The following is a 21,742-nucleotide window of genomic DNA, read 5'->3' on the forward strand; positions in this document are numbered from 1 at the left end:
CCCGTTGTACGCCCTGGTACCCCCGGAAGGTGTGATCCATGCGTCCGATCGGGCACGGCTCGCCGGGGCCGCCTGCGGTTTGCCCACGGGGGTTGCCGGGTATCTTCGGTGTCGGCGGCGAGGTGGAGGTGGGATGGGCACGACGGGGACACCGCTCGACGGCCGGTACCGCCTCGGCGACCTGCTGGGCACGGGGGGCATGGCCGACGTCCACCGGGCGGTCGACCTGCGGCTGAGCCGCCCGGTGGCGGTGAAGTTGTTCCACCCCAAGGCCGACGGCGCCACCATCGCCCGGCTGGAGACCGAGGCCAGGCTGCTGGCGGGCCTGTCGCACCCCGGCCTGGTCCGCCTCTACGACATCGGCGCCGACGACTCCCGCCCCTACCTGGTCATGCAGCTCGTGGACGGGTCCACCCTGCGCGGGCACCTGGACCGGGGCGTGCTCCCCGCCGACTCGGTGGCCCGGTTCGGGATGCGGCTGGCCGACACCCTGGCCTACGTGCACTCGCGCGGCATCGTCCACCGCGACCTCAAGCCGTCGAACATCCTCATCGACCACGACGGCACCTGCTTCCTGGCCGACTTCGGCATCGCGCGGGCCATGGGCACCGAGCGGCTGACCTCGGCCGGGCACTGCGTGGGCACCGCCGCCTACCTCGCCCCCGAGCAGGTGCGCGGTGCGGAGACCGGCCCGGCGGGCGACGTCTACTCCCTGGGCCTGGTGCTGCTGGAGTGCCTGACCGGGGAGCCGGAGTTCACCGGGTCCGACATCGAGGCCGCCATCGCCCGGCTGTCGCGCTCGCCGCGCATCCCGAAGTGGCTGCCCCGGGTGTGGGCGGACACGCTGGCGGCGATGACGCTGCGCGAGCCCGCCGACCGCCCGGACATGGCCGAGGTGGCCCGCAGGCTGGCGCACTGCGCGCTGCGCGGCCCGCTGGCCCGCCGCCCCGCGGTCGCCCCGACCCGGCAGGTGCCCGCGCCCCGGGCGACCACCGTGCGGATTCCCCTGGTCGCAGCGGACAAGCGGCCGACGAACGTGCTGCGCGCCGCCCTGTTCACCGGGGCCCTGCTGTTCGGCGGGCTGGCCGCGGTGACCGCGACCCTGCCCGGCGCCGCGCGCCAGCAGGCCCGCCCGCAGGAGGCCCCGGCCGTCGTCGTGCCGGTGCCGCTCGGTCCGTCGCCGTCCGCGGCGACGCGGACCGGGGCCGCCACCGTGGTCGTGCGGCCCCCCACCCCGGCGCGCGGCCGGGGATCGTCGACCGCCGCGAGGAAGCACTCCAAGGGTGCGACCAAAGCGGACCACCCGGTCGAGGTGAGCGGGAGCGGCCGGGGCGACGACTGATCCGACGACTGACCCACGACTGTGACGATCGACGACTGACCGACGACTGTTCTGACGACCACCCCCCACCGACCCCGCCACATCGTCCGGCGGGGAGGCTCCCCCGCCCCATATGGTGATTGACGACAGCCCTCTCGGCCGGAGTCCGGCCTGGGCATGACCGAGGAGACTGTGTGCGCCCCTGGCCTGGAACCCCTTACCCGCTCGGCGCCACCTACGACGGCGCGGGCACCAACTTCGCCCTCTTCTCGGAGGTGGCGACCCGCGTCGACCTGTGCCTGTTCGACCACGACGGCACCGAGCACCGGGTGCGGCTGCCCGAGGTCGACGGCTTCGTCTGGCACGCCTACCTGCCCGGTGTGCTGCCCGGGCAGAAGTACGGCTACCGGGTGACCGGCCCGCACAACCCGGAGCAGGGTCTGCGCTGCAACCCGAACAAGCTGCTGATCGACCCGTACGCCAAGGCGGTCGACGGCGAGGTCGACTGGGACCAGTCGGTCTTCGGCTACCAGTTCGGCGAGCCCGAGCAGCGCAACGACGAGGACTCGGCCAAGCACACCGCCAAGTCGGTGGTGATCAACCCGTTCTTCGACTGGGCCAACGACCGCCCGCCGAAGACCCCGTACAACGAGAGCGTCATCTACGAGGCGCACGTGCGCGGCCTGACCATGCGCCACCCGGACGTGCCCGAGGAGATGCGCGGCACCTACGCGGGCTTGGCGCACCCGTCGGTGGTCGAGCACCTGAAGAAGCTCGGCGTGACCGCCATCGAGCTGATGCCGGTGCACGAATTCCTGCACGACCACGGCCTGCAGGAGAAGGGGCTGCGCAACTACTGGGGCTACAACACCATCGGCTTCTTCGCCCCGCACTCCGGTTACGCGACCTCGACCGAGCAGGGCGCGCACGTGGCCGAGTTCAAGTCGATGGTGCGCACCCTGCACGACGCGAACATCGAGGTCATCCTCGACGTGGTCTACAACCACACCGCCGAGGGCAACCACCTGGGTCCGACGCTGTCCATGCGCGGCATCGACAACGACGCCTACTACCGGCTGGTCGAGGACGACCAGCGGTACTACATGGACTACACCGGCACCGGCAACTCGCTGAACGTGCGCAACCCGCACACGCTCCAGTTGATCATGGACTCGCTGCGGTACTGGATCACCGAGATGCACGTCGACGGGTTCCGGTTCGACCTCGCCGCCACCCTGGCCCGCGAGTTCTACGACGTCGACCGGCTCTCGGCGTTCTTCGACATCGTGCAGCAGGACCCGGTGATCTCCCAGGTGAAGCTGATCGCCGAGCCGTGGGACGTCGGCCCCGGCGGGTACCAGGTGGGCAACTTCCCGCCGCTGTGGACGGAGTGGAACGGCAAGTACCGCGACACCGCCCGCGACTTCTGGCGCGGTGAGCCCGCGACCCTGGGCGAGTTCGCCTCGCGCATCACCGGCTCCTCGGACCTCTACCAGGAGGACGGCCGCAAGCCGTTCGCCTCGATCAACTTCGTCACCGCGCACGACGGCTTCACCCTCAACGACCTGGTCTCCTACAACGACAAGCACAACGAGGCCAACGGCGAGGACGGCCGCGACGGCGCCGACGACAACCGCTCCTGGAACTGCGGCGTCGAGGGCCCGACCGACGACCCCGAGGTCAACGACCTGCGCGCCCGGCAGCGGCGCAACCTCATCGCCACCCTGTTCCTGTCGCAGGGCGTGCCGATGCTGCTGCACGGCGACGAGATGGCCCGCACCCAGCAGGGCAACAACAACGGCTACTGCCAGGACAGCGAACTGTCCTGGGTGGACTGGTCGCTGGCGGAGACCAACGCCGACCTGGTCGACTTCACCGCCGGGGTGATCGCCCTGCGCGCCAAGCACCCGGTGTTCCGGCGCAGGCGCTTCTTCGCGGGCAGGCCGATCCGGCGCGGCGACGAGCTGCGCGACATCGCCTGGTTCACCCCGTCCGGCGACGAGATGTCCGACGAGGACTGGGGTTCGGGCTTCGGCCGGTGCATCGTCACCTTCCTCAACGGCGAGGGCATCCCCGACCTGGACCAGCGCGGCGAGCGGGTCTCCGACGACTCGTTCCTGCTGTGCTTCAACGCCCACCACGAGGACATCGACGTCACCGTGCCCGACGGCGACTACGGCGCCGAGTGGGAGGTGGTGCTCGACACCGCCACCGGTGAGGTGTCCGCCGTGGAGCCCAGGGTGATCACCAAGGACACCAAGCTCTCCCTGACGTCCCGCTCGCTGATCGTGCTGCGCCGCACCGGAACGGAGTAGAAGGTGGCCCCGAGGTCGACCTACCGCGTCCAGATGCGCCCGGCGTTCGGTTTCCCCGACGCCGCCGCCATCGCCGACTACCTGGCCGACCTCGGGGTCGGCGCGCTGTACTCCTCGCCGATCCTGACCCCCACCGCCGGGTCGACGCACGGCTACGACGTCGTGGACCCGACCAGGGCCAACCCGGAGCTGGGCGGTGAGGACGGCCGCCGGGCGCTGGTCGCCCGGCTGCGCGAGCTGGGCTTGGACCTGGTGGTCGACATCGTGCCCAACCACATGGCCGTGGAGGTGCCGTCGCAGAACGCCTGGTGGTGGGACGTGCTGGAGCACGGCCCGGACTCGGCGTACGCGGGGTACTTCGACATCGAGTCGTTCCCGGTGCTGCTGCCGGTCCTCGGCTCCGACGACGACATCACCGAGCTGGCCGTCAAGGACGGCAAGCTCACCTATTACGAGCACGAGTTCCCCATCGCCCCGGGCACCGAGGGGGACGGTGTCGACGCTGACGCCCGCGAGGTGCACGAGCGGCAGCACTACCGCCTGGTCGACTGGCGCCGCGCCGGGGCCGAGCTGAACTACCGCCGGTTCTTCGACGTGACCACCCTGGCCGGGGTGCGCGTGGAGAAGCCGGAGGTGTTCGACGCCACGCACGCCGAGGTGCTGCGCTGGGTCGCCGAGGGCGACGTGCAGGGCCTGCGCGTGGACCACCCGGACGGCCTCGCCGACCCCGGCGGCTACGCCAAGCGCCTGGCCGAGCGGGCGGGCTGCTGGATCGTGCTGGAGAAGATCCTGGAACCCGGCGAGAAGCTGTCGGACTCCTGGCCCGTCGCGGGCACCACCGGCTACGACGCGCTGCGCGAGGTGTGCGGGGTGTTCGTCGACCCGGCCGCCGAGGCGCCGTTCACCGAGCTGGCCCGCTCCCTGGGCGTGCCGACCGACTTCGAGCTGCTGCGCGAGGAGTGCAGGCAGCTCATCACCACCACGTCGCTGGCCGCCGAGGTGCGCCGCATCGCCGACCTGGTCACCGGGGTCGACCCGATGGACGCCCGGCGCGCGGTGGCCGAGCTGATGGTGGCCTTCCCGGTGTACCGGTCGTACCTGCCCGAGGGCGAGGCGAACTGGGCCGCCGCGATCGAGCGGGTGCGCACGGCGTGGCCGGAGCTGTCCGAGGCGGTGGCCGCCCTGGACACCCAGGTGCGCGCCGACCCGACCGGCGAGCTGGCGACCAGGGTGCAGCAGACCTCCGGCATGGTCGTGGCCAAGGGCACCGAGGACACCGCGTTCTACCGCTACTCCCGGTTCGTCGGCCTCAACGAGGTCGGCGGCAGCCCGGACCACTTCGGCGTGCCGGTCGCGGAGTTCCACGCCGCGCAGGCCGAGCGCGAGGCCAAGTGGCCGGAGGCGATGACCGCCCTGTCCACGCACGACACCAAGCGGTCGGAGGACGTGCGCGCCCGCCTGGCCGTGCTGGCCGAACTGCCCGACGAGTTCACCGCCGCCGTCCGCCGCTGGACGGAGAAGCTGGGCATCGAGGAGCCCACGCTGAACCTGCTCGCCTGGCAGACCCTGCTCGGCGCGTGGCCGATCGGCCCGGACCGGCTCTCGGCGTACCTGGACAAGGCCGCCAAGGAGGCCAAGGTGCGCACCACCTGGGTCGACCACGACGAGGAGTTCGAGGCGGCCGTGCAGGCCTGGCCCGCCGCCGTGCTGGGCGACCCGGAGCTGTCCGCCGAGGTCCGCACCCTCGCCGAGAGGATCACCGCGCCCGGCTGGTCGAACGCGCTGGGCCAGAAGCTGCTGCAACTGGCCGGACCGGGCATCCCGGACGTCTACCAGGGCACCGAGCTGTGGGACCTGTCCCTGGTCGACCCGGACAACCGCCGCGACGTGGACTTCGCCGAGCGGCGCGCGCTGCTGGCCCGCCTCGACGGCGGCTGGCTCCCGCCGGTCGACGACACCGGCGCGGCCAAGCTGCACGTGGTGCGCACCGTGCTGCGACTGCGCCGCGACCGCCCCGAGCTGTTCACCGGCTACCGCCCGGTGACCGCCACCGGCACCGCGGCCGAGCACGTCGTCGCCTTCGAGCGCACCGGCCTGATCGCCGTCGCCACCCGCCTTCCGGTCAGCCTGCCCGGCTGGGGCGACACCCGGCTCGACCTGCCGGACGGCGAGTGGACCGACGCCCTCACCGGTCGCCGCGCTGAGGGTGGGCTCACCGACCTGCTGTCGGACTACCCCGTTGCCCTGCTGGTGGGAGGCCAGGCGTGAACCCCGAGCACTTCTCCGTCTGGGCCCCCGAACGCGACCGGGTCCGACTCGCCACCGGCGCCCAACTGCACGAGATGACCAGGGACGACGCGGGCTGGTGGCACGTCGAGGTCCCCGGCACCGGGGCGGGCACCGACTACGCCTTCCTGCTCGACGACCAGGAGCAGAGCTACCCCGACCCGCGTTCGCTGTGGCAGCCCGAGGGCGTGCACGGCCCGTCCCGGCGCTACGAGCACCGCACGTTCGACTGGACCGACGAGGGCTGGACCGGCCGCGCGCTGGCCGGGTCGGTGCTCTACGAGCTGCACATCGGCACCTTCACCGAGGAGGGCACGTTCAACGCCGCCATCGAGCGGCTGGACCACCTGGTGGAGCTGGGCGTCGACCTGGTGGAGGTGCTGCCGGTCAACGCCTTCGACGGCACCGAGGGCTGGGGCTACGACGGCGTGCTGTGGGGCGCGGTCCACCAGCCCTACGGCGGCCCGACCGCGTTCAAGCAGTTCGTCGACGCCTGCCACCGGCGCGGCCTGGGCGTGGTGCTGGACGTGGTCTACAACCACCTCGGCCCGTCGGGCGCGTACCTGGACAAGTTCGCCCCGTACTTCGCGGGCAGCACGATCTGGGGCCCCACCCTCAACCTCGACGGCCCGGATTCGGACGAGGTCCGCCGCTACGTCATCGACAACGCCCTGGGCTGGTTCCGCGACTTCCACGTCGACGGCCTGCGCCTCGACGCCGTGCACGCCCTGCGCGACACCAGGGCCACCCACTTGCTGGAGCAGCTTTCGTCCGAAGTGGACGCCCTGTCGGCGGCCCTGGGCCGCCCGCTGTCGCTGATCGCCGAATCCGACCTCAACGACCCCCGCCACACCACCCCGCGCGAAGCGGGCGGCTACGGCCTCACCGCCCAGTGGTGCGACGACCTGCACCACGTCCTGCACGTCGCCCTGACCGGCGAGACGGACGGCTACTACACCGACTTCGGCACCCCCGGCGCGCTGGAGACGACACTGCGCCGGGCGTTCTACCACGTCGGCACGTGGTCGTCGTTCCGCAAGCGCTCGCACGGCAGGCCGCTGGACACCCGCACGGTCTCCGGCCACCGCTTCCTGGCGTACTTGCAGAACCACGACCAGATCGGCAACCGCGCCACCGGCGACCGCCTCACCGCCACGGTGTCGCAAGAGCGGGTGCTGTGCGGGGCGGCGATCCTGTTCTGCTCCCCGTACACGCCGATGCTGTTCATGGGCGAGGAGTGGGCGGCAACCACCCCGTGGCGCTTCTTCGCCTCGTTCCCCGACGAGGAACTGGCCGAGGCGGTCCGCACCGGCCGCCGCCGTGAGTTCGCCGAGCACGGCTGGGGCGAGTCGGAGGTGCCGGACCCGATGGACCCCGACACCGTCCGCGCCTCCACCCTGAACTGGGCGGAACTGGCCGACCCGGCGCACCGGGGCGTGTACGAGACGTACCGGGCGCTCATCGCCCTGCGCAAGGCCCGCCCGGAGCTGAGCGACCCCCGCCTGGACCGGTTCACGGTCGAGGCCGGGGACGGTTGGCTGCTGCTGCACCGGGGCGGGCTGCGGGTGGCGGTGAACCTGTCCGGGGCGGAGGTGTCGCTGCCGGTGGCGGCGGTGTCGACCCTGCTGGCCGCCGAGGGCGTGCACGTCGGGGTGGACACGGTGGTCCTGCCCGCCGACACGTTCGCCGTCCTGGAGGTCTGACGGCTCTAAAAGTCTGACGACATGGACCGGCCGCCCGAGCACTCGGGCGGCCGGTCCATGGTTTTCGGGGCTTATTCGACGCTGCGGCGGTAGCGGACCTCGCGCTGCGGCCCCGGCGAGGCGAACCGGCGGATCAGGAAGTTGATCGCCGCGCCGATCAGCAGCCACACGATCGCGGCCAGCCCGTAGTCGAGCAGGGTGGCCAGCTTCTGCGAGCCCGGCGTGAACAGCCCGTCGAACCCGAGCGAGACGGCCCCGGAGAAGTCGCTGATGAAGCCCGCGAACCCGTTGTCCGGGTTGGCTTCGGCGAGCGTCAGGATGATCTGCGCGACCAGCACCACCGCGAACAGCCCGGTGATGAAGGTGACCGCCGAGGTGATCATCCGGATCGTGCGCCACCGCTGGGCGTGGGTGTCCCGCACCCGCTCGTGCACGACCTCCTCGTCCGGCGGCCCGTACTGGCCGGGAGGCGGCTGCTGCCGGGGTGCGACGTACTGCTCCTGGGGCGGGAAGGCCCTGGTCCGCTCGGGATCGCTCTCCGGGTAGCTCATTGCACGATGGTGACACCGGCACGCGCGCTCCGCTGGACAGCCGGGCAACCGGCCTAACCCGTGGCGGTGGGAGTGTCGCGCCGCTGGCGGGCACGCAGAGTGAGGTAAATTCTACTTTCAGGAAGGTATCCGTCCTTCCAGGGGTGGAAAGGCAACACCATGTCGGGCAAGCGACAACCCCCGAGGCCCAGGGACCGCATCATCGGTGCCCGCCTGCGCGCGATCCGCAAGGAGCGGACGGACTTGAGCCTCGAAGCCGCCGCCAAGCTCCTCGGCTGGGGCCTGGCGACCATGTCCAGGATCGAGAACGGCAAGCGCGTCATCGACACCGAAGAGGTGGCGATGATGCTCACCGTCTACGGCATCCCAGCCGATGAGCGCAGGGACATCATCGCCGAAGCCAGAGCGGAGAACGCCTCCGGGTGGTGGGACCGCCCCCTGCCCGGCGTTCCCGCCGAAGTCGGCACCCTGGCCAGCTACGCCGTCGACGCCGACAGCCTGACCGACTGGGCGGTGACGTTGGTACCGGGCCTGCTCCAAATCGAGGACTACGCCATGGCGTTGATGCTCTCCGATGATATGTCGGTGGAGGTTGCGGAGTTGCGATGGGTGGCCAGGCGTAGGCGACAGCAGATCCTGGGCACGCTGGAGTACGGCGCCTACATCAGCGAGACGGCACTACGGACGCCATTCGGGGGTGCCGTAACCCATCGAAGGCAGCTCAGTCATCTCCTGGAGGCTCGTGATCGGGGGATCTCCGTTCGGGTTGTGCCGGAACATCTGCCACTCGGCTTGATCAGCCACTCATGGCTTTACCTGACGTTCCCCAACACCACTCCCGTCGTGAACGTCGAGGTGGCCGAAGGTGGGGTCTACCTGCACGACGACCAAGCGGAGCCGTACGCGAAGGTGCTCGCCAAGCTGGATCACAATGCCCTTTCCACCACTGAAAGTCAGACTAAGCTCCGGTCGATCCTGAAGGAGGCGTGATCATGCAGTGGCGCAAGTCGAGCTTCAGCGGGTCCGGCGGCAACTGTGTTCAAGTGCGGCAGGACTTGGCCGCCGTCCGGGACAGCAAGAACCCGGTCGGCCCCGTGCTCGCCGTCGACCTGTCCCGCCTGTCGGCCGTCGTCAAGTCCGGCAAGCTGGACCGCTGACCGACCCCGCTCGGCTCCCGCACGCCCCCTGCGTCGGGAGCCGGGCTGGTCACCTGCTCAGAGGTTCATCCACGCCCCGTCCGGCATGTCCGGATCGGCGTACTCGGGAAAATGAATCGTCACGTGTCGGATGTTGGAACGATCCGTGCCATTGGCGGTGATCGTCACCTTCTGCTCTCGGGAGTCGGGCAGGAGAAGGGATTGTGCGGTCGTCGTTCCACCGCCGGTGACACTCAGCGTGCTCACGTCGAGCACTCCATCGAACAGGACCGCCTCGCCTGTGCTCGGAGTCCCGTCCCGGACGTCGACGATGACGAACTCCGAGGTGTCATCGATGCTGATGAAAATCATTCCTGGAGATGTGGCGACACCGCGCTCGAATTCCGCATCGGTCCATTCCGGCCAGGTGTCGGGGTCCGACTTGTAGTCGCCGAGACACACCTGCCCGTGGGACGGGCGGACCGGCTGGCGCAACAACAGCATGGCTACCCCTCGAACTCTTCGGTGGCGATCTGGCCAGGATTGATGATGACGACCAGGAACGCGTCGCCGTCCTGCAACCGGTTGACAGTGTAGGCGCGTCCCACCGCGCCGCCTTGCCGGTTCTGCTCGATGGTGGGAACACCTTGCGTGCTCGCACCCGGCCCGCCTTCCTTCGCGGACTTGAAGGGGTATTCGTCGCACGACTTCGGCTTCAGCTCCGCCAGCCGAGCAGGCGTGCACACCGAGCGGTTCTTCAGCTCGCGCGCCTTCAGGTCCACTTCGTAGTGGAGTAGGGCGGGCTGTCCGGTCGACCACGCCACAGATATGTGGCGGGCGATGTACGGCATCTTCTCGGCGTCGATCGGGACCACAGGAAGGTCTTTGCAGCGCCGGTCCTTGGTGAGTTGCTCAGGCGTGCACTCCTTGACCCGGCCCCGAAAGCTGGGTGGAACCAGAACCTCGTCCGCTTCTTTTTCCTCGATGTCTACCGAGTTGATCACCTCCTGTGCGATATCGGTTTGAGTCACTGCGACGACCGCCCCGACCGCAAGCAGGATGGGCAACAACCCGCTTTTGGTTTTCGTGCTCATGTCTCCCCCGTGCCACGCGTGAAGACTGTTCGACCGTCGTATGAGCATCCCAGGGTGCATCGGCAGGATGGGTGGTTTCGCGGGGCCGAACGAAAGGTGAACCTGAACGGCCCAGTGGAGGGCGTGGTCTCGCCATTGGGTTGCATCCTCGACCATGCCGCAACCCAAGCCCTTTCCACTGCCGAAAGTCAGACTATGCTCCGATCGATCCTGAGGGAGGCGTGATCATGGAGTGGCGCAAGTCGAGTCGTAGTGACGATGCCAACTGCGTGCAGGTCAGGCAGGACTTGGCCGCCGTCCGGGACAGCAAGAACCCCGGTGGCCCCACCCTTGCCGTCGACCTGTCCCGCCTGTCGGTCGTCGTCAAGTCCGGCAAGCTGGCCCGCTGACCAACCCCCGCTCGGCTCCCGCACGCCCCCGAGTCGGGAGCCGAGCAGGTCACCGACGAGGGGCGGTTCGCCGTGGTCGGAACTCCGCCCGAGTCCTACCGGACCCGGGCCGGTTCGCGGGCGTACACGTTCCGGTAGGCGGACGGGGTCAGCCCGCAGTGCTGGGCGAAGTGGGTGCGGAGGTTCTGGGCCGTGCCGAAGCCGCTCCTGCGGGCCACCTCGTCGATGGTGGCGCCGTTGTGTTCGAGCAGCTGCTTGGCGTGGTCGATCCGGGCCAGTTGGAGCCACTTCATCGGCGGCAGGCCGGTTTCCGCGACGAAGCGGCGGATGAACGTGCGCTGGGACAGGTGCGCGTGGGCGGCGAGTTCGCGGAGCAGGAGCGGCTCGCCGAGGCGTTCCAGCGCCCAGGCGCGGGTCGCGGCGAGGGACGTGCCCGCCGCCGCGGGGAGGTGGTGTTCGATGAACTGCGCTTGGCCGCCTTCGCGGTGGGGTGCGGCGACCACGTTGCGGGCGGCCTGGTTGGCGACGGTCGCCCCGTGGTCCTTGCGGATCAGGTGCAGGCAGAGGTCGATGCCCGCGGCCGTGCCCGCCGCGGTCAGCACGGTCTCCTCGTCGACGTAGAGCACCCCGCGGTCCACGGTGACGTCCGGGTGCTCCCGCGCGAGGCGGTCCGCCTGGCTCCAGTGGGTGGTCGCCCTCCGCCCCGCGAGGAGACCGGACTGCGCGAGTGCGAACGCGCCGACGCAGAGCGACACCACGCGGGTCGAGCGGTCGTGGCAGGCGCGGAGGGCCTCGGCGACGCTCTCCGGGATGCCGTGGTCGAACGCGTAGCCGGGGACGATGACGGTGTCCGCCGCCGCCAGTTCGGTCAGCGCGCCCGCGGCGGAGAGCCGCAGACCGCTGTCGGTGGTGACGCCCTGCCGCGTCGGTGTCACCACCGACAGCGCGTAGCGGTCGCCGACGGTGCCCATGGTCATGAACGGCATGCCCAGCTCGAACGCGAGCACCCCGTCGAGGGCGAGAACCGAGACGCGATGACCGACCATGGCAATAACATAATCCAAGTTGTCAATCTTGCCAGTGGTTGTCCGTGCCCGCAGCGGCCATGGTTGGTGCATGACCACTTCCACACCCGGATTGTCACTACCCGACCTGCTGTCCTCGCCGCTGCGCCAGGCGGCCGTCGACCACGTGCTCGCCGCCGAGGAGCGGTCCGTCGCGCACCACAGCCTGCGCAGCTACCTCTTCGCCACCAAGGCCGCTGACCTGCGCGGGCTGCGAAGCGGCGTCGACTACGACGACGACACGCTGTTCTACGCGACCGTGCTGCACGACCTCGGGCTCTCCGACGAGGGCGAGGCCCGGCCGGACCGCTTCGAGGTCGCGGGCGCCGACCTGGCCGCGGAATTCCTGACCGGGCACGGGATCGCCGCCGAGGTGGTCGACACCGTGTGGGACGCCATCGCCCTGCACACCAGCCCCGGCATCACCACCCGCCGCGGCGTCGTCTGCGACCTCACCCACGTCGGCACCGGACTCGACTTCGGCCACAACGCCGACGACATCACCGACGAGGAAGCCGCGGTGATCAACGACGCGTTCCCCCGGCTGGACATCAACACGTCCATCGGCAGGCAGATCGTGGAGCAGGCCGAACGCAACCGGGGCAAGGCACCGCACCTGTCCGCCGCCGACTACTTCCACCACGCCATCCACGGTTTCGACATGGGCTTCGTGTCCCGCTGGGGCGCGGCCTGACCTCCCGAGGAGGAACGATGGACCACCGCCTCTTCACCATCCTGCGGGTCGCTGACCTCGACCGCGCCAAGGACTTCTTCACCGCGATCGGGCTCGACTTCGACCCGGCCTTCACCAACGACGACTTCGCCACGATGCTCGTCGGTGACGCCCAGGTGCTGCTGCACATCCCGTCGTCGTTCGAGGTCGTCACCAAGAAGCACGCCGTCGACACCGCGACCGACACCGAAGCCGTGTTCGGCATCTTCGTCGACAGCCGCGACGAGGTCGAGCGCATCGTGGACCGCGCCGTCGCGGCAGGCGGCCGGGAGTACTCCGCACCGTGGGACGCGGACTTCTTCTACCAGCGCGTCTTCGAGGACCCCGACGGCCACCAGTGGGAGATCTGCTGGGTCAAGAACACCTCGGCGGGCTGAGAACACACCGGGCGGACAGTCCCCGACCCGGACCCGGCATCATCACCGCGATGAGGGGCTGTGGCCGTGGTGCGGCGCAGGTCGCCTGCCCAGGTGTTCAGCCAAGCGCCGTCCGGTATGTCCTGGGCGGCTTCCCAGGCATTGGCCCGGCGGACTGTGTACAGCCGGGTTGCATGTCTCACTCCTGACTTCATCCAAACGGCGCGTACGGCGCACGCCTGGCTGTTAGGTTCGCCGTCCTAGAGGCAGGAGATCGGGGATGAGTGGGTCGAGGTCAACCGCGGTCGTGTGCGCCATGGTGGCGGAGGTCCTGTTGGTCGGGTTGGTGGTGCTCGGCGGGCTGAGCCCGTCATTGGGTGCCGCGTTGGCGGCGGTGGGGCCACGGGTGGTGTTGGTCGCAGGTCTTGTGCTGACCGCGCTGGGTGCGGTTTCACTGTTCGCACCGGTGCCCAGGGGCGGCCGGGTCGTGCTCGCTGTGTCGCTCGCCGGGGCCGCCGGGGGTGTGGTTGTGCTCGGGTTCGGGGCACTGGCCGACTCCGACGCCTCGGGGGTGGCCATCCTGCTGCTCGCCGCGGCCGTCGCCATGGCCGCGTTGGCTGCCGCCCTGCCCCGTGCCCAGTCGCGTGATGACCGGAGAGTGTGAGATGGCAGAAGACCTGCTTGCCGAACTCGGCAAGTTGCAGCAGTACGCGGCTGGGCTCAGTGGCCTGCTCGCCGAGGCGTAGGCGGAAGCGCCGCGCTCGACCGAGGGGACCGACCGCTCCGGCTCCATCCGGGTGGTGCTCGGCCGCGACGGCCTGCTCGAAACGCTCCGGGTCGATGCCAACTGGAATCGGGCGTTGGAAGCGGAGGCCTTCGGGTCTGCGGTGCTGGAGGCCTTCCAGGCGGCGACGGGGGAGCGGCTCGCGGAGTGGACCCGCACCCAGCAGGCTCTCGGCCTGCAAGCCGAGGTCGACAACTTGCGCACCGTCCCGACGCCCGTCTCCGGCGAGATCCCGCTCGCGTTCCGGCGCTCCGCCGGGCAACCGCCGCCGCGTCCTCTCGGCGACCTCGCCGAGGACTTGATCTCCGCGTTCGACGAAGTCGGCCGCGCACCTGCCCCGAAACCCGCGACGGGCACCGGCTCGGCGGCGGGCGGGAAGGTGACGCTGACGCTGTCGCCGTCCGCGCTCGTGTCCTGCACCGCCGACCCGGCCTGGGTGTCGCGGCAGACTGCCACGATGCTCACCAATGCCCTGCTGGAGGCGCTGGCCGCCGCCCGCGCCTCCCTGCGCGAGGCCGCGCCTGCGCCCGAGTCCCCGCTCAACGACCTGCTGTCGGAGGTCTTCGCCATCCTCGGCGACCCCGGCCGCCTGCGCCCCTGAGGAGTACCGCCATGACCATCCCGAGCAAGGCGAGCATCCGGGTCGCCACCGACGCGCTGCGCGCCGAGGGTGCCGTGTGGTCCGCGCAGGCAGGCGTCCTCGACACCCTGGCGGGCAAGGCCGAGGGCCTGCGGCTGACCAGGATCGAGGCAGGCCTGTTCCAGGTGGTCTTCTCCGCCTATGAGGAGGCGGTCACCACCGTCACCGACCGAGCTCGCGAGGGCTCCCGGCGCATGGACGAGATCGCCGCGACGCTCATCCAGGTCGCCAACACCTACGACCAGGAAGAGCAGGCGAACGAGCACGGCCTGCGCAACGTCTACTGAGCAGGGGAAGCACGTGGCATTCAGCGAGGCCCAGTTCCAGGCGGCCGTCGACAAAATCAACACCGGAATGAACGACCTGTCAGCGAAGATGGGCGAGATCCTCCCGGCCGCCCGGGCGGGTGTGAACCACTGGTACGTCCCGGACTTCGTCGCCGACATGGTGATATGGTCGGCGGAGAAGGCGGTGTCCCTGGCGAAGTCCATTTGGGACAAGATCGTCGAGGTGCTCAAGGGGGTCGCCGCCCCGGTCTACTTCTTCAAGTACGCCTTCGACTGGCAGGATGTTCGCGGCTTGGCAAGTGACGTGGCGGGTTCGGTGAAGCCGGAGGCCCTCACCGGCACCTCGGCCTGGCACGGTTCGGCTGCGGACGCCTACCGCAAGAACATCCCCCCGCAGGGTGCGGCGGCGACCCGCGTCGGCACGGTCGCGGACAAGGCGTCGGTCGCACTGGGCATCTGCGCGGCGGCAGGCTTGGCGTTCTACATCGCGATCGGCGTCATCCTGGTCAAGTTCATCGTGGCCATGATCGCCGTGGTGGCGGCCATGGGCTCGGTGGCCTTCTCCTGGGCGGGCGTGGCCTTGGCGGTGGAGGAAGCGGGGGTCAACACCGGCCTCATCATCGCCGCCATCAGCGCCCTCACCGCCGTCCTCGGCGCCCAAGCCCAGCAATTGGTCGCCCTCCACGGCGAAGCCCGCGACAACAGCGTCTTCCCCGGTGGCACCTGGCCCGACCCGGTAGCCGCCACCTATGGCGATGGCACAGTGAAAGATGGAAACGCAACCTGGTCCCTTGCCTGATTCCGACCTTGTCCCCGCCTTCTTCGGCACCCGCATACCACCGCGTAGGGAATCGAGTTCCTTCCCGGCGCGGGGTATGTGCCCCGTGGAGCACCGATCTTGTGCCCGCTGCGCGGAATCCCCAGCGCCCGGTTCAGCCGCCGGGGAACAGGGTGGAGCCGAGTGGCCGCTGCCGGTCGAACCCCGGGAGCACCAGGAAGGTCGCGCTCGCCGTGGTCGTGGTGAACGGGAGGAGCGCGTCGGAGTGCTCCATGTGGGTGAGGGTGGTGGTGAAGGTCCGCAGGTCGTTCTGGAAGCTGATGAACAGCAGGCCGGGGGCGGGGTCGTCGGTGCTGTAGGAGCGGCGGAGCATGAGGCCGACGCCGATCGCCCCGGCGTGCGCGCGGCGCGCGTGGGCGTCGGCGGGGACCAGGTACCTGCCGTCGGGGGTCTTGGCCGCGAGGTCCGGCCCGGCGGCGGCGGGACCGCCCGACAGCGGGGCACCCGTGTCCCGGTGGCGGCCGATGACGGCTTCCTGGCCCGGAGTGGACAGACTGGCGAACCGCGGCAGGTCGAGCTCCATGCGGCGGAGCACGGCGATGGTGCCACCGGCCACCGGCGGCGGTGCGGCCAGCCACAGGTCCCGTTGCCGCTCGGCGGGTGTGTGCGGTCCCACGATGCCGTCGACGAACCCCAGTTGGTTCCGGGGCGCGGTGCGCCCCTCGGCCAGGGCGGTGCCCGGGCCGCGCCTGCCGGACTGCCGCCAGCGCTCGCGGACGCCCGCCCGGTCCAGGAGTGCCGCCGCCGCGACCGACAGCAGCGGGGCTTCGCTCGCGCACACCTGCACCAGCAGGTCACCGCCGCGTTCCCGGTCGGCGACCTGCTCCCGGGCGAACAGCGGCAGGTCCGCCGCGCCGGGCAGCGCCGGGTCGGCCAGCCGGACGACCCGGGGGCCGATCCCGACCGTCACGGTGAGGTCGCCCGGCGCGAGGCCGAGCAGTCGCGGGTCGGTGCTCGCGGTGAGGGCGAGGACGGTCCGGCCGAGTTCGGCCAGCAGCGGTCCCACCGCCGTGGTGTCGTCGAGGTCGGCCACGACCGCGAGCAGGTTGGGTTGGGCGTCCCGGGGTTCGGTGATCCCCGCCTGGTGCTCGCCCGTCGCGGGAGTCCGCGCCGCTGGCGCGGGTTGGCCGGGCGGTCCGCCGGAACGGCTTTCGCACCCGGCGACGAGACCGGCGGTCACCGCGGCACCCGCGGCGCCGAGGAACGTCCGACGTGACGGGTGGCGGTTCACGGACCGCAGCGTGCCACACGCCGCTCGACGCGGGCCAGTTCCGGGCCGTGCCAGACTCGGTCCATGCCTCGTGTGGGTTTTCGTTTCCGGGCCGCGCTTCTGGTCGTTCTGGCGGTGTCGCTCCCCGGTTGTTCCGGCGACGACAGCGCACGTCAGGGCGATCGCCCCGCCGGTGAGCGCGTCACGATCCGGGTTCCGGCCGACGCGCCGACGATCTCGGCCGCGGTGTCCCTCGCGCAGCCGGGGGACCTCGTGCTCGTCGCGCCCGGGGTGTACCACGATCGAGTGAAAATCACGACGCCGGACATCACCCTCCGGGGCGAATCCCGCAATGACGTGGTCCTCGACGGGCAACTGCGGCAGTCGAACGGCGTCGTCGTCGCGGCGTCCAGGGTGGCGGTGGAGAACCTGACCGTCAAGGGGAACACCCAGAACGGGGTCCTGGTCACGGGTTCGGCCAAGGCGATCGACGGCGCGCCGGGCGAGGGCGGTTACGACACCGGCGACGAGGAGGTCCACTTCGTGGAGTCGTTCCTGGTCTCGCACGTGACCGCCACCGGCAACGGCCTGTACGGCATCTACGCGTTCTCCGCGCGCAACGGCGTGATCGAGGGTTCGTACGCCTCCGGGAGCGCCGACTCCGGGATCTACCTCGGGCAGTGCAAGCCGTGCCGCGTCGTGGTGCGCGACAACGTCGCCGAGCTGAACGCGATCGGTTTCGAGGGGACCAACGCCAGCGGTGACGTGTACGTGGTCGGCAACCGCTTCTCCGGCAACCGGGTCGGCCTCACCACCAGCTCCGACCACCAGGAGAAGTTGCTGCCGCAACAGGGTTCCGTCATCGCGGGCAACCTGGTCGCGGCCAACCAGCAGGCCGCCACCCCCGAGCAGGCGGACGGCGGGTGGGGCACCGGTGTGGGCATCGACGGCGGGAGCGACAACCGGGTGATCCGCAACCGCATCACCGACAACGCCAACGCGGGCCTGGTGATCACCGCCACCCAGGACCTCCCGGCGAACGGCAACCAGGTCCTGGACAACGTCTTCACCGCCAACGGGGTCGACGTGGCCTGGACGTTCCCCACGCAGACCAAGGGGTACGGCAACTGCCTCGGCGGTGCGGACACGCGCACCGTGCCCGCCGGGCTCGCGGCGCTCGCCCCCTGCCCGGCGACCGCCGGGTCGCCCTCCCCGTCCGGGGCGCTGACCGGCCCGCGCCCACCCCGGGGCATCCCGTTCACCGACGTGGCGGCACCGCCCGCGCAGCCCCAGATCCCGAACACCGCCGGGGCGACCGCGGTGCCCGCCGTCCCCGCACTGCCCGACCTCGCCGGTGTCCCGGCGCCGTCGGCGTCCCTGCTGGCCGACCGCGCGCTGGTGCGGGTGTCCTAGGGCGGCCGTCACCGCGGCGGGACGACCCCGGGGACCGGGGGCACCGCGGCCCGGCTGTGCGTGTCGAAGTCGACGACGACCGGTTCCGGCTCGGAGGCCACCGCGGCCCGGACCCGGTGCATGGTGCCGTCCTGCCCGAGCCAGTAGCGCACCGAGCCCGCCGTGGCCGCCCGGTCCCGGGTGCCGGGACCGAGCACGACGTCGACCCGGTGACCGTTCACCTGGTCCTGCCCGATCCAGGCGGCGCCGTTCTGCGGGAGCAACTGGGCGTTGTCCGGCCGGTCGCTGCCGAGCCCGAGCACGATGGCCAGGGCGGTGTCCAGTGTGCTGCCGGATGTCAGGAGTGGACGGTGGTGCCACCCCGTCGTGGGTGGCGTGGTCGGCGCCTGCGTAGGTGTTTCCCCCATCGGGTGAACGAACACAGTGGTCTTCGACCACTCGATCAGCCCATCGCCGGAGGTGTTGCGCCCGGTTCCGCGCACCACGCCGTATCCGAGTTGGGTTCGGTAGTCCACCGATCCGGTGATGACCAGGCCACCCGCCGGGTCCGGCACGGTGATCGTCACCGCGCGCCCGCCCGCCTCGAAGTTGCGGAACCGCGCGATCGCCAACCGGTCGGCCTCGTCCGCGGTCAGCGCGCGCGGTCCCGCCACATCCGTTGTCCCGCAAGCGGTGAAGGCCACGGCCACCGCGACGACCACCGCGGCGGCGAGCCCGGTGAGGACCGCGATCCGCCGCCGCGACCGCTGGGCGGTTTCCCTGGGGATCGGCATGACCGTCGAGGCTAACAGCGGTTCGAATTCACCCGAAAGTTCACCCGCTTCCCCGTAGCGGGTAGGCGCGTGTTCTGGTTTCCTGGTTCGGCTCGGTTGCACGCGCGACCCGCCGCGTGCCTTCAACCCGAACCGGATGTGTTGCCCGGTAACGGGAAACCACCCACGGCAAGGGGACAACTGTGGCTGTGCGCGGAGCCGGTAAGACAAGAGACCACAGAACGCGGACCGGCGCTCGTCGACTGGCCCGGGTGGGGTTGTCCGGTCTGCTGCTGTTCGGGTGCGCCTCGGGCACGGTGGTGGCGGGCGGCGCCACGGCCGCCGCGTCGACCACGGACGGCACCCTGACGGTCCAGGTGCTGCGGGACTTCTTCGGCACCGGCGTCATCAACACGACGATGGACACGCCGCAGCAGGGCATGACCGTCGAGGTGACCGACGTGGCGGGCCACAGCATCCGGGCGTCGACGGACGCGACCGGCAAGGTCGTCGTACCGCCGTCGGCGGAACTCGTCGGCGGCCAGTACCGCGTGGACGTGTCGATCCCCGCCCGGTACGGCGACCACCTGCGGGCGGCGCCCGCCTCGACGAAGCCCGACCACTTCGACAGCTTCACCTCCTTCGCCGACGTCCGCGACGGCGAGGACCGGTCGGTGATCACCGGGGTGTGGAACCCGGCCGACCACACGCTGCCCGACAGCCGCTACTACGTCCCCGTGCAGAGCCCGGCCGTGAACCGCGACGGCAGCCCGGCCGACCCGGGCGGCCGGGCGCTGGTGGCGTTCGACCAGGGGGCGCGCGGCACCTGCCCCGACCAGGTGGCGTGCCCGACGGTCGTCAACACCCAGGCCCAGGTCGGCACCACCTGGGGCCTGGCCTACGACAGGGACCGCAAGCGCGTCTTCCAGTCCGCCTTCGCCAAGCGCTTCACCCGGTACGGCCCCGGCGGTGGCGGCGCGATCTACGCGACGCCCGCCGACGGCTCGGCGCCACCGGTGCTGTTCGCCACGGTGCCCGGTGCCGCGACGACCGAGCACGGCGCCGTCGACATGCGCAAGGACCCGGCCTTCGTGGACGTGCCGGGCAAGGAGGGCCTCGGCGGCCTCACCGTGACCGAGGACGGCAAGACCCTCCACGCGGTGAACCTGCTGACGCGCGAACTGGTGAGCTTCGACGCCACCGCGGCGACCGCGCCGGGCGTGGCGAAGACCGTGCCCATCCCCGACCCGGGGTGCGCGGCGGCGACCGACTGGCGGCCGTTCGCCCTCACCGCCCACGACGCGAAGCTCTACGTCGGCGGCGTGTGCTCCGCCGAGAGCACGCAGGACCGGGCTGACCTCAAGGTCTTCGTCCACGCCTACGACGGTTCGACGTTCACCGAGGTGCTGTCCCACGGGCTGGCGTACCCGCGCGGCTACGTGATCCCCTCGCGCACCCACCCCGACACCAACCACTGGAACCCGTGGAACACCGACCCGGCGAGCTGGGACGAGCGCAACCGGGAGGGCGTCTTCATCGATCCGCAACCCGAACTGGCCACCATGGCCTTCACCAGGGACGGCTCGCTGGTCCTGGGGTTCCGCGACCGGTTCACCGACGTCCTCGGCGCGGGCGGCTTCGACCCGCGCCCGGCCGTCGACACCCCGCAGTCGGCCATGTCCGGTGGTGACATCACCATGGCCTGCGCCAAGCCCGGTGGCGGGTTCGACTGGGAGGGCACCGGCGAGTGCCCCAACCACGGCACGTCGGCCAACAACGGCAGGCAACCCGACGGCGTCGTCGAGTACTTCCACGGCGACTTCTTCGACCCGGGCCGGTCGGGCAGCGGCACCCACCAGGAGACGGCGCAGGGGTCGGTGGCGTTCATCCCGCAGCAGCAGTGGGTCGTCAGCACCGAACTGGACCCGGCCAGGGACGTGAACTCCAACGGGGCGGGCTTCTACGACGTGGACACCGGTGTCGGCCCCGGCCACGAGAACCCCACCCACGGCTACCAGTTCGTCGGGCCCCGCGACAACGGCTTCGCCAAGGCGGGCGGCCTCGGCGACATCGCCTACCAGACCGCGAACGCGCCGGTCCAGATCGGCAACGTGGTCTGGTTCGACGGCGACCACAACGGCGTCCAGGACCCGTACCACGAGGACGAGGTGCCGCTCGAAGGCGCGACCGTGCACCTGCTGGACGCCGAGGGCAAGCAACTCGCCACCACCCGGACCGACGCCGCGGGCGAGTACTACTTCGGCGGGGTCGGCGCCACCCCCGAGCTGACGAGGGGAGCGCGGTACACGGTGCGGTTCGACGTGTGCACCGCGGCGACCGACAACGTCCCCGGCACCCCACCGGCGGAGGACCTGCGCTTCACGCTCCCGACCGCCGGTGACGACCGGACCCGCGACTCCAACGTCACCCCGCCCACCACCGGGAAGCTCTGCGACGGGTCCACCCCCGTCACCGCGCCCGCCGAGGCGGGCGGCGTCGACCACACGATCGACGCCGGGGTGCACATCCCCAAGCCCGACCCGCCCACGACGCCGCCCACCAGCGGGGCACTCCCCACGAGCGAGGTGGTGTCGCCCGTCCAGCCGGGGGCACCCGAGCAGCCGTCGAGCCGGGCGGACGAGGATTCCCTGGCGCACACCGGCCTCTCCGCGCTGCCCGGTCTGGTCTTCCTCGGTGCCCTGGCCGTCGTCGCGGGCGTGGCGCTGCGCGTCGTCAGCCGCCGACGCCGCACCGGCTGACGCCGACCCGCCGCGCCGTGCGCGAGATCGAGCCGGTGATCTCGCGCACGGCTAGGCCGTGTTTCGGAAGTCTCGTTCGATGAGAGTCGTGATCGAGGTGGTTCCTGGTGG

21 protein-coding genes are annotated in these 21,742 nt (G+C 71.0%); 15 read left to right on the plus strand and 6 right to left on the minus strand.

Annotated elements, in window-relative coordinates; all coding sequences use genetic code 11:
- The first annotated feature begins 133 nt into the window (after window positions 1–133).
- The 4 genes from UO65_RS33620 (at window position 134) to treZ (ending at window position 7,625) form a co-directional block, all read left to right on the plus strand.
- Complete coding sequence (locus tag UO65_RS33620) at window positions 134–1,342, plus strand: serine/threonine-protein kinase (RefSeq protein ID WP_052021720.1); 1,209 nt, start codon at window positions 134–136, stop codon at window positions 1,340–1,342.
- A 173-nt stretch (window positions 1,343–1,515) separates the two neighbouring features.
- Window positions 1,516–3,636, plus strand: coding sequence for a glycogen debranching protein GlgX (gene glgX / locus UO65_RS24340; RefSeq protein ID WP_035286679.1), 2,121 nt, complete (start codon window positions 1,516–1,518; stop codon window positions 3,634–3,636).
- A 3-nt stretch (window positions 3,637–3,639) separates the two neighbouring features.
- Window positions 3,640–5,904, plus strand: a complete 2,265-nt coding sequence (treY, locus tag UO65_RS24345) for a malto-oligosyltrehalose synthase (protein ID WP_052021721.1) — start codon at window positions 3,640–3,642, stop codon at window positions 5,902–5,904.
- Window positions 5,901–7,625: a malto-oligosyltrehalose trehalohydrolase gene (gene treZ / locus UO65_RS24350; protein WP_035286680.1), complete on the plus strand. Its 1,725-nt coding sequence runs from the start codon at window positions 5,901–5,903 to the stop codon at window positions 7,623–7,625. The genes treY and treZ overlap by 4 nt, the downstream gene beginning before the upstream one ends.
- Before the next feature lie 71 nt (window positions 7,626–7,696).
- Here the strand turns inward: treZ and UO65_RS24355 are convergent, their stop codons facing one another.
- Window positions 7,697–8,176: a hypothetical protein gene (locus tag UO65_RS24355; RefSeq protein ID WP_052021722.1), complete on the minus strand. Its 480-nt coding sequence runs from the start codon at window positions 8,174–8,176 to the stop codon at window positions 7,697–7,699.
- Window positions 8,177–8,335: 159 nt separating this feature from the next.
- On the opposite strand from UO65_RS24355, the gene UO65_RS33625 reads away from it, so the two are divergent.
- Both UO65_RS33625 and UO65_RS34910 read left to right on the plus strand, forming a co-directional pair.
- Window positions 8,336–9,166, plus strand: a complete 831-nt coding sequence (locus UO65_RS33625) for a helix-turn-helix domain-containing protein (protein ID WP_052021723.1) — start codon at window positions 8,336–8,338, stop codon at window positions 9,164–9,166.
- 2 nt (window positions 9,167–9,168) lie between these two features.
- A complete protein-coding gene (locus UO65_RS34910) occupies window positions 9,169–9,333 on the plus strand; it encodes a DUF397 domain-containing protein (protein WP_084176220.1) in 165 nt (54 codons plus the stop codon).
- 57 nt (window positions 9,334–9,390) lie between these two features.
- Here UO65_RS34910 and UO65_RS24365 read toward each other — a convergent pair whose 3' ends face one another.
- Window positions 9,391–9,816 carry a hypothetical protein gene (locus tag UO65_RS24365; RefSeq protein WP_035286681.1) on the minus strand — a complete coding sequence of 142 codons (426 nt, stop codon included), beginning with the start codon at window positions 9,814–9,816 and terminating at the stop codon, window positions 9,391–9,393.
- Window positions 9,817–9,818: 2 nt separating this feature from the next.
- Complete coding sequence (locus tag UO65_RS24370) at window positions 9,819–10,406, minus strand: NucA/NucB deoxyribonuclease domain-containing protein (protein WP_035286682.1); 588 nt, start codon at window positions 10,404–10,406, stop codon at window positions 9,819–9,821.
- A gap of 227 nt (window positions 10,407–10,633) precedes the next feature.
- Between UO65_RS24370 and UO65_RS34915 the strand changes: the two genes are divergently transcribed.
- Window positions 10,634–10,795: a DUF397 domain-containing protein gene (locus tag UO65_RS34915; protein ID WP_084176222.1), complete on the plus strand. Its 162-nt coding sequence runs from the start codon at window positions 10,634–10,636 to the stop codon at window positions 10,793–10,795.
- A gap of 95 nt (window positions 10,796–10,890) precedes the next feature.
- On the opposite strand, the gene UO65_RS24375 is transcribed toward UO65_RS34915, so the two are convergent.
- Window positions 10,891–11,841: a GlxA family transcriptional regulator gene (locus UO65_RS24375; protein ID WP_035286683.1), complete on the minus strand. Its 951-nt coding sequence runs from the start codon at window positions 11,839–11,841 to the stop codon at window positions 10,891–10,893.
- A gap of 70 nt (window positions 11,842–11,911) precedes the next feature.
- On the opposite strand from UO65_RS24375, the gene UO65_RS24380 reads away from it, so the two are divergent.
- The 6 genes from UO65_RS24380 (at window position 11,912) to UO65_RS24405 (ending at window position 15,458) form a co-directional block, all read left to right on the plus strand.
- Complete coding sequence (locus tag UO65_RS24380) at window positions 11,912–12,553, plus strand: HD domain-containing protein (RefSeq protein WP_084176218.1); 642 nt, start codon at window positions 11,912–11,914, stop codon at window positions 12,551–12,553.
- Window positions 12,554–12,570: 17 nt separating this feature from the next.
- Entirely contained in the window at window positions 12,571–12,969 is a 399-nt protein-coding gene (locus UO65_RS24385) for a VOC family protein (protein ID WP_035286684.1), read from the plus strand.
- Between the two features lie 259 nt (window positions 12,970–13,228).
- Entirely contained in the window at window positions 13,229–13,612 is a 384-nt protein-coding gene (locus UO65_RS24390) for a hypothetical protein (RefSeq protein ID WP_035286685.1), read from the plus strand.
- 196 nt (window positions 13,613–13,808) lie between these two features.
- Entirely contained in the window at window positions 13,809–14,333 is a 525-nt protein-coding gene (locus UO65_RS24395) for a hypothetical protein (protein WP_146241194.1), read from the plus strand.
- An 11-nt stretch (window positions 14,334–14,344) separates the two neighbouring features.
- Window positions 14,345–14,659 (plus strand): hypothetical protein, encoded by a 315-nt coding sequence (locus tag UO65_RS37550; protein ID WP_035286687.1) that lies wholly within the window; start codon window positions 14,345–14,347, stop codon window positions 14,657–14,659.
- Window positions 14,660–14,672: 13 nt separating this feature from the next.
- Window positions 14,673–15,458: a hypothetical protein gene (locus tag UO65_RS24405; RefSeq protein WP_035286688.1), complete on the plus strand. Its 786-nt coding sequence runs from the start codon at window positions 14,673–14,675 to the stop codon at window positions 15,456–15,458.
- Window positions 15,459–15,591: 133 nt separating this feature from the next.
- On the opposite strand, the gene UO65_RS24410 is transcribed toward UO65_RS24405, so the two are convergent.
- Entirely contained in the window at window positions 15,592–16,728 is a 1,137-nt protein-coding gene (locus UO65_RS24410) for a Dyp-type peroxidase (RefSeq protein WP_233427821.1), read from the minus strand.
- A 285-nt stretch (window positions 16,729–17,013) separates the two neighbouring features.
- Between UO65_RS24410 and UO65_RS24415 the strand changes: the two genes are divergently transcribed.
- Window positions 17,014–18,120: a right-handed parallel beta-helix repeat-containing protein gene (locus UO65_RS24415; RefSeq protein WP_233427822.1), complete on the plus strand. Its 1,107-nt coding sequence runs from the start codon at window positions 17,014–17,016 to the stop codon at window positions 18,118–18,120.
- A gap of 8 nt (window positions 18,121–18,128) precedes the next feature.
- Here UO65_RS24415 and UO65_RS24420 read toward each other — a convergent pair whose 3' ends face one another.
- Window positions 18,129–18,893: a hypothetical protein gene (locus UO65_RS24420; protein WP_233427823.1), complete on the minus strand. Its 765-nt coding sequence runs from the start codon at window positions 18,891–18,893 to the stop codon at window positions 18,129–18,131.
- A gap of 251 nt (window positions 18,894–19,144) precedes the next feature.
- Between UO65_RS24420 and UO65_RS24425 the strand changes: the two genes are divergently transcribed.
- Complete coding sequence (locus tag UO65_RS24425; protein ID WP_035286692.1) at window positions 19,145–21,631, plus strand: SdrD B-like domain-containing protein; 2,487 nt, start codon at window positions 19,145–19,147, stop codon at window positions 21,629–21,631.
- The last annotated feature ends 111 nt before the right edge of the window (window positions 21,632–21,742 follow it).

Source organism: Actinokineospora spheciospongiae (assembly GCF_000564855.1).
Lineage (GTDB): Bacteria > Actinomycetota > Actinomycetes > Mycobacteriales > Pseudonocardiaceae > Actinokineospora > Actinokineospora spheciospongiae.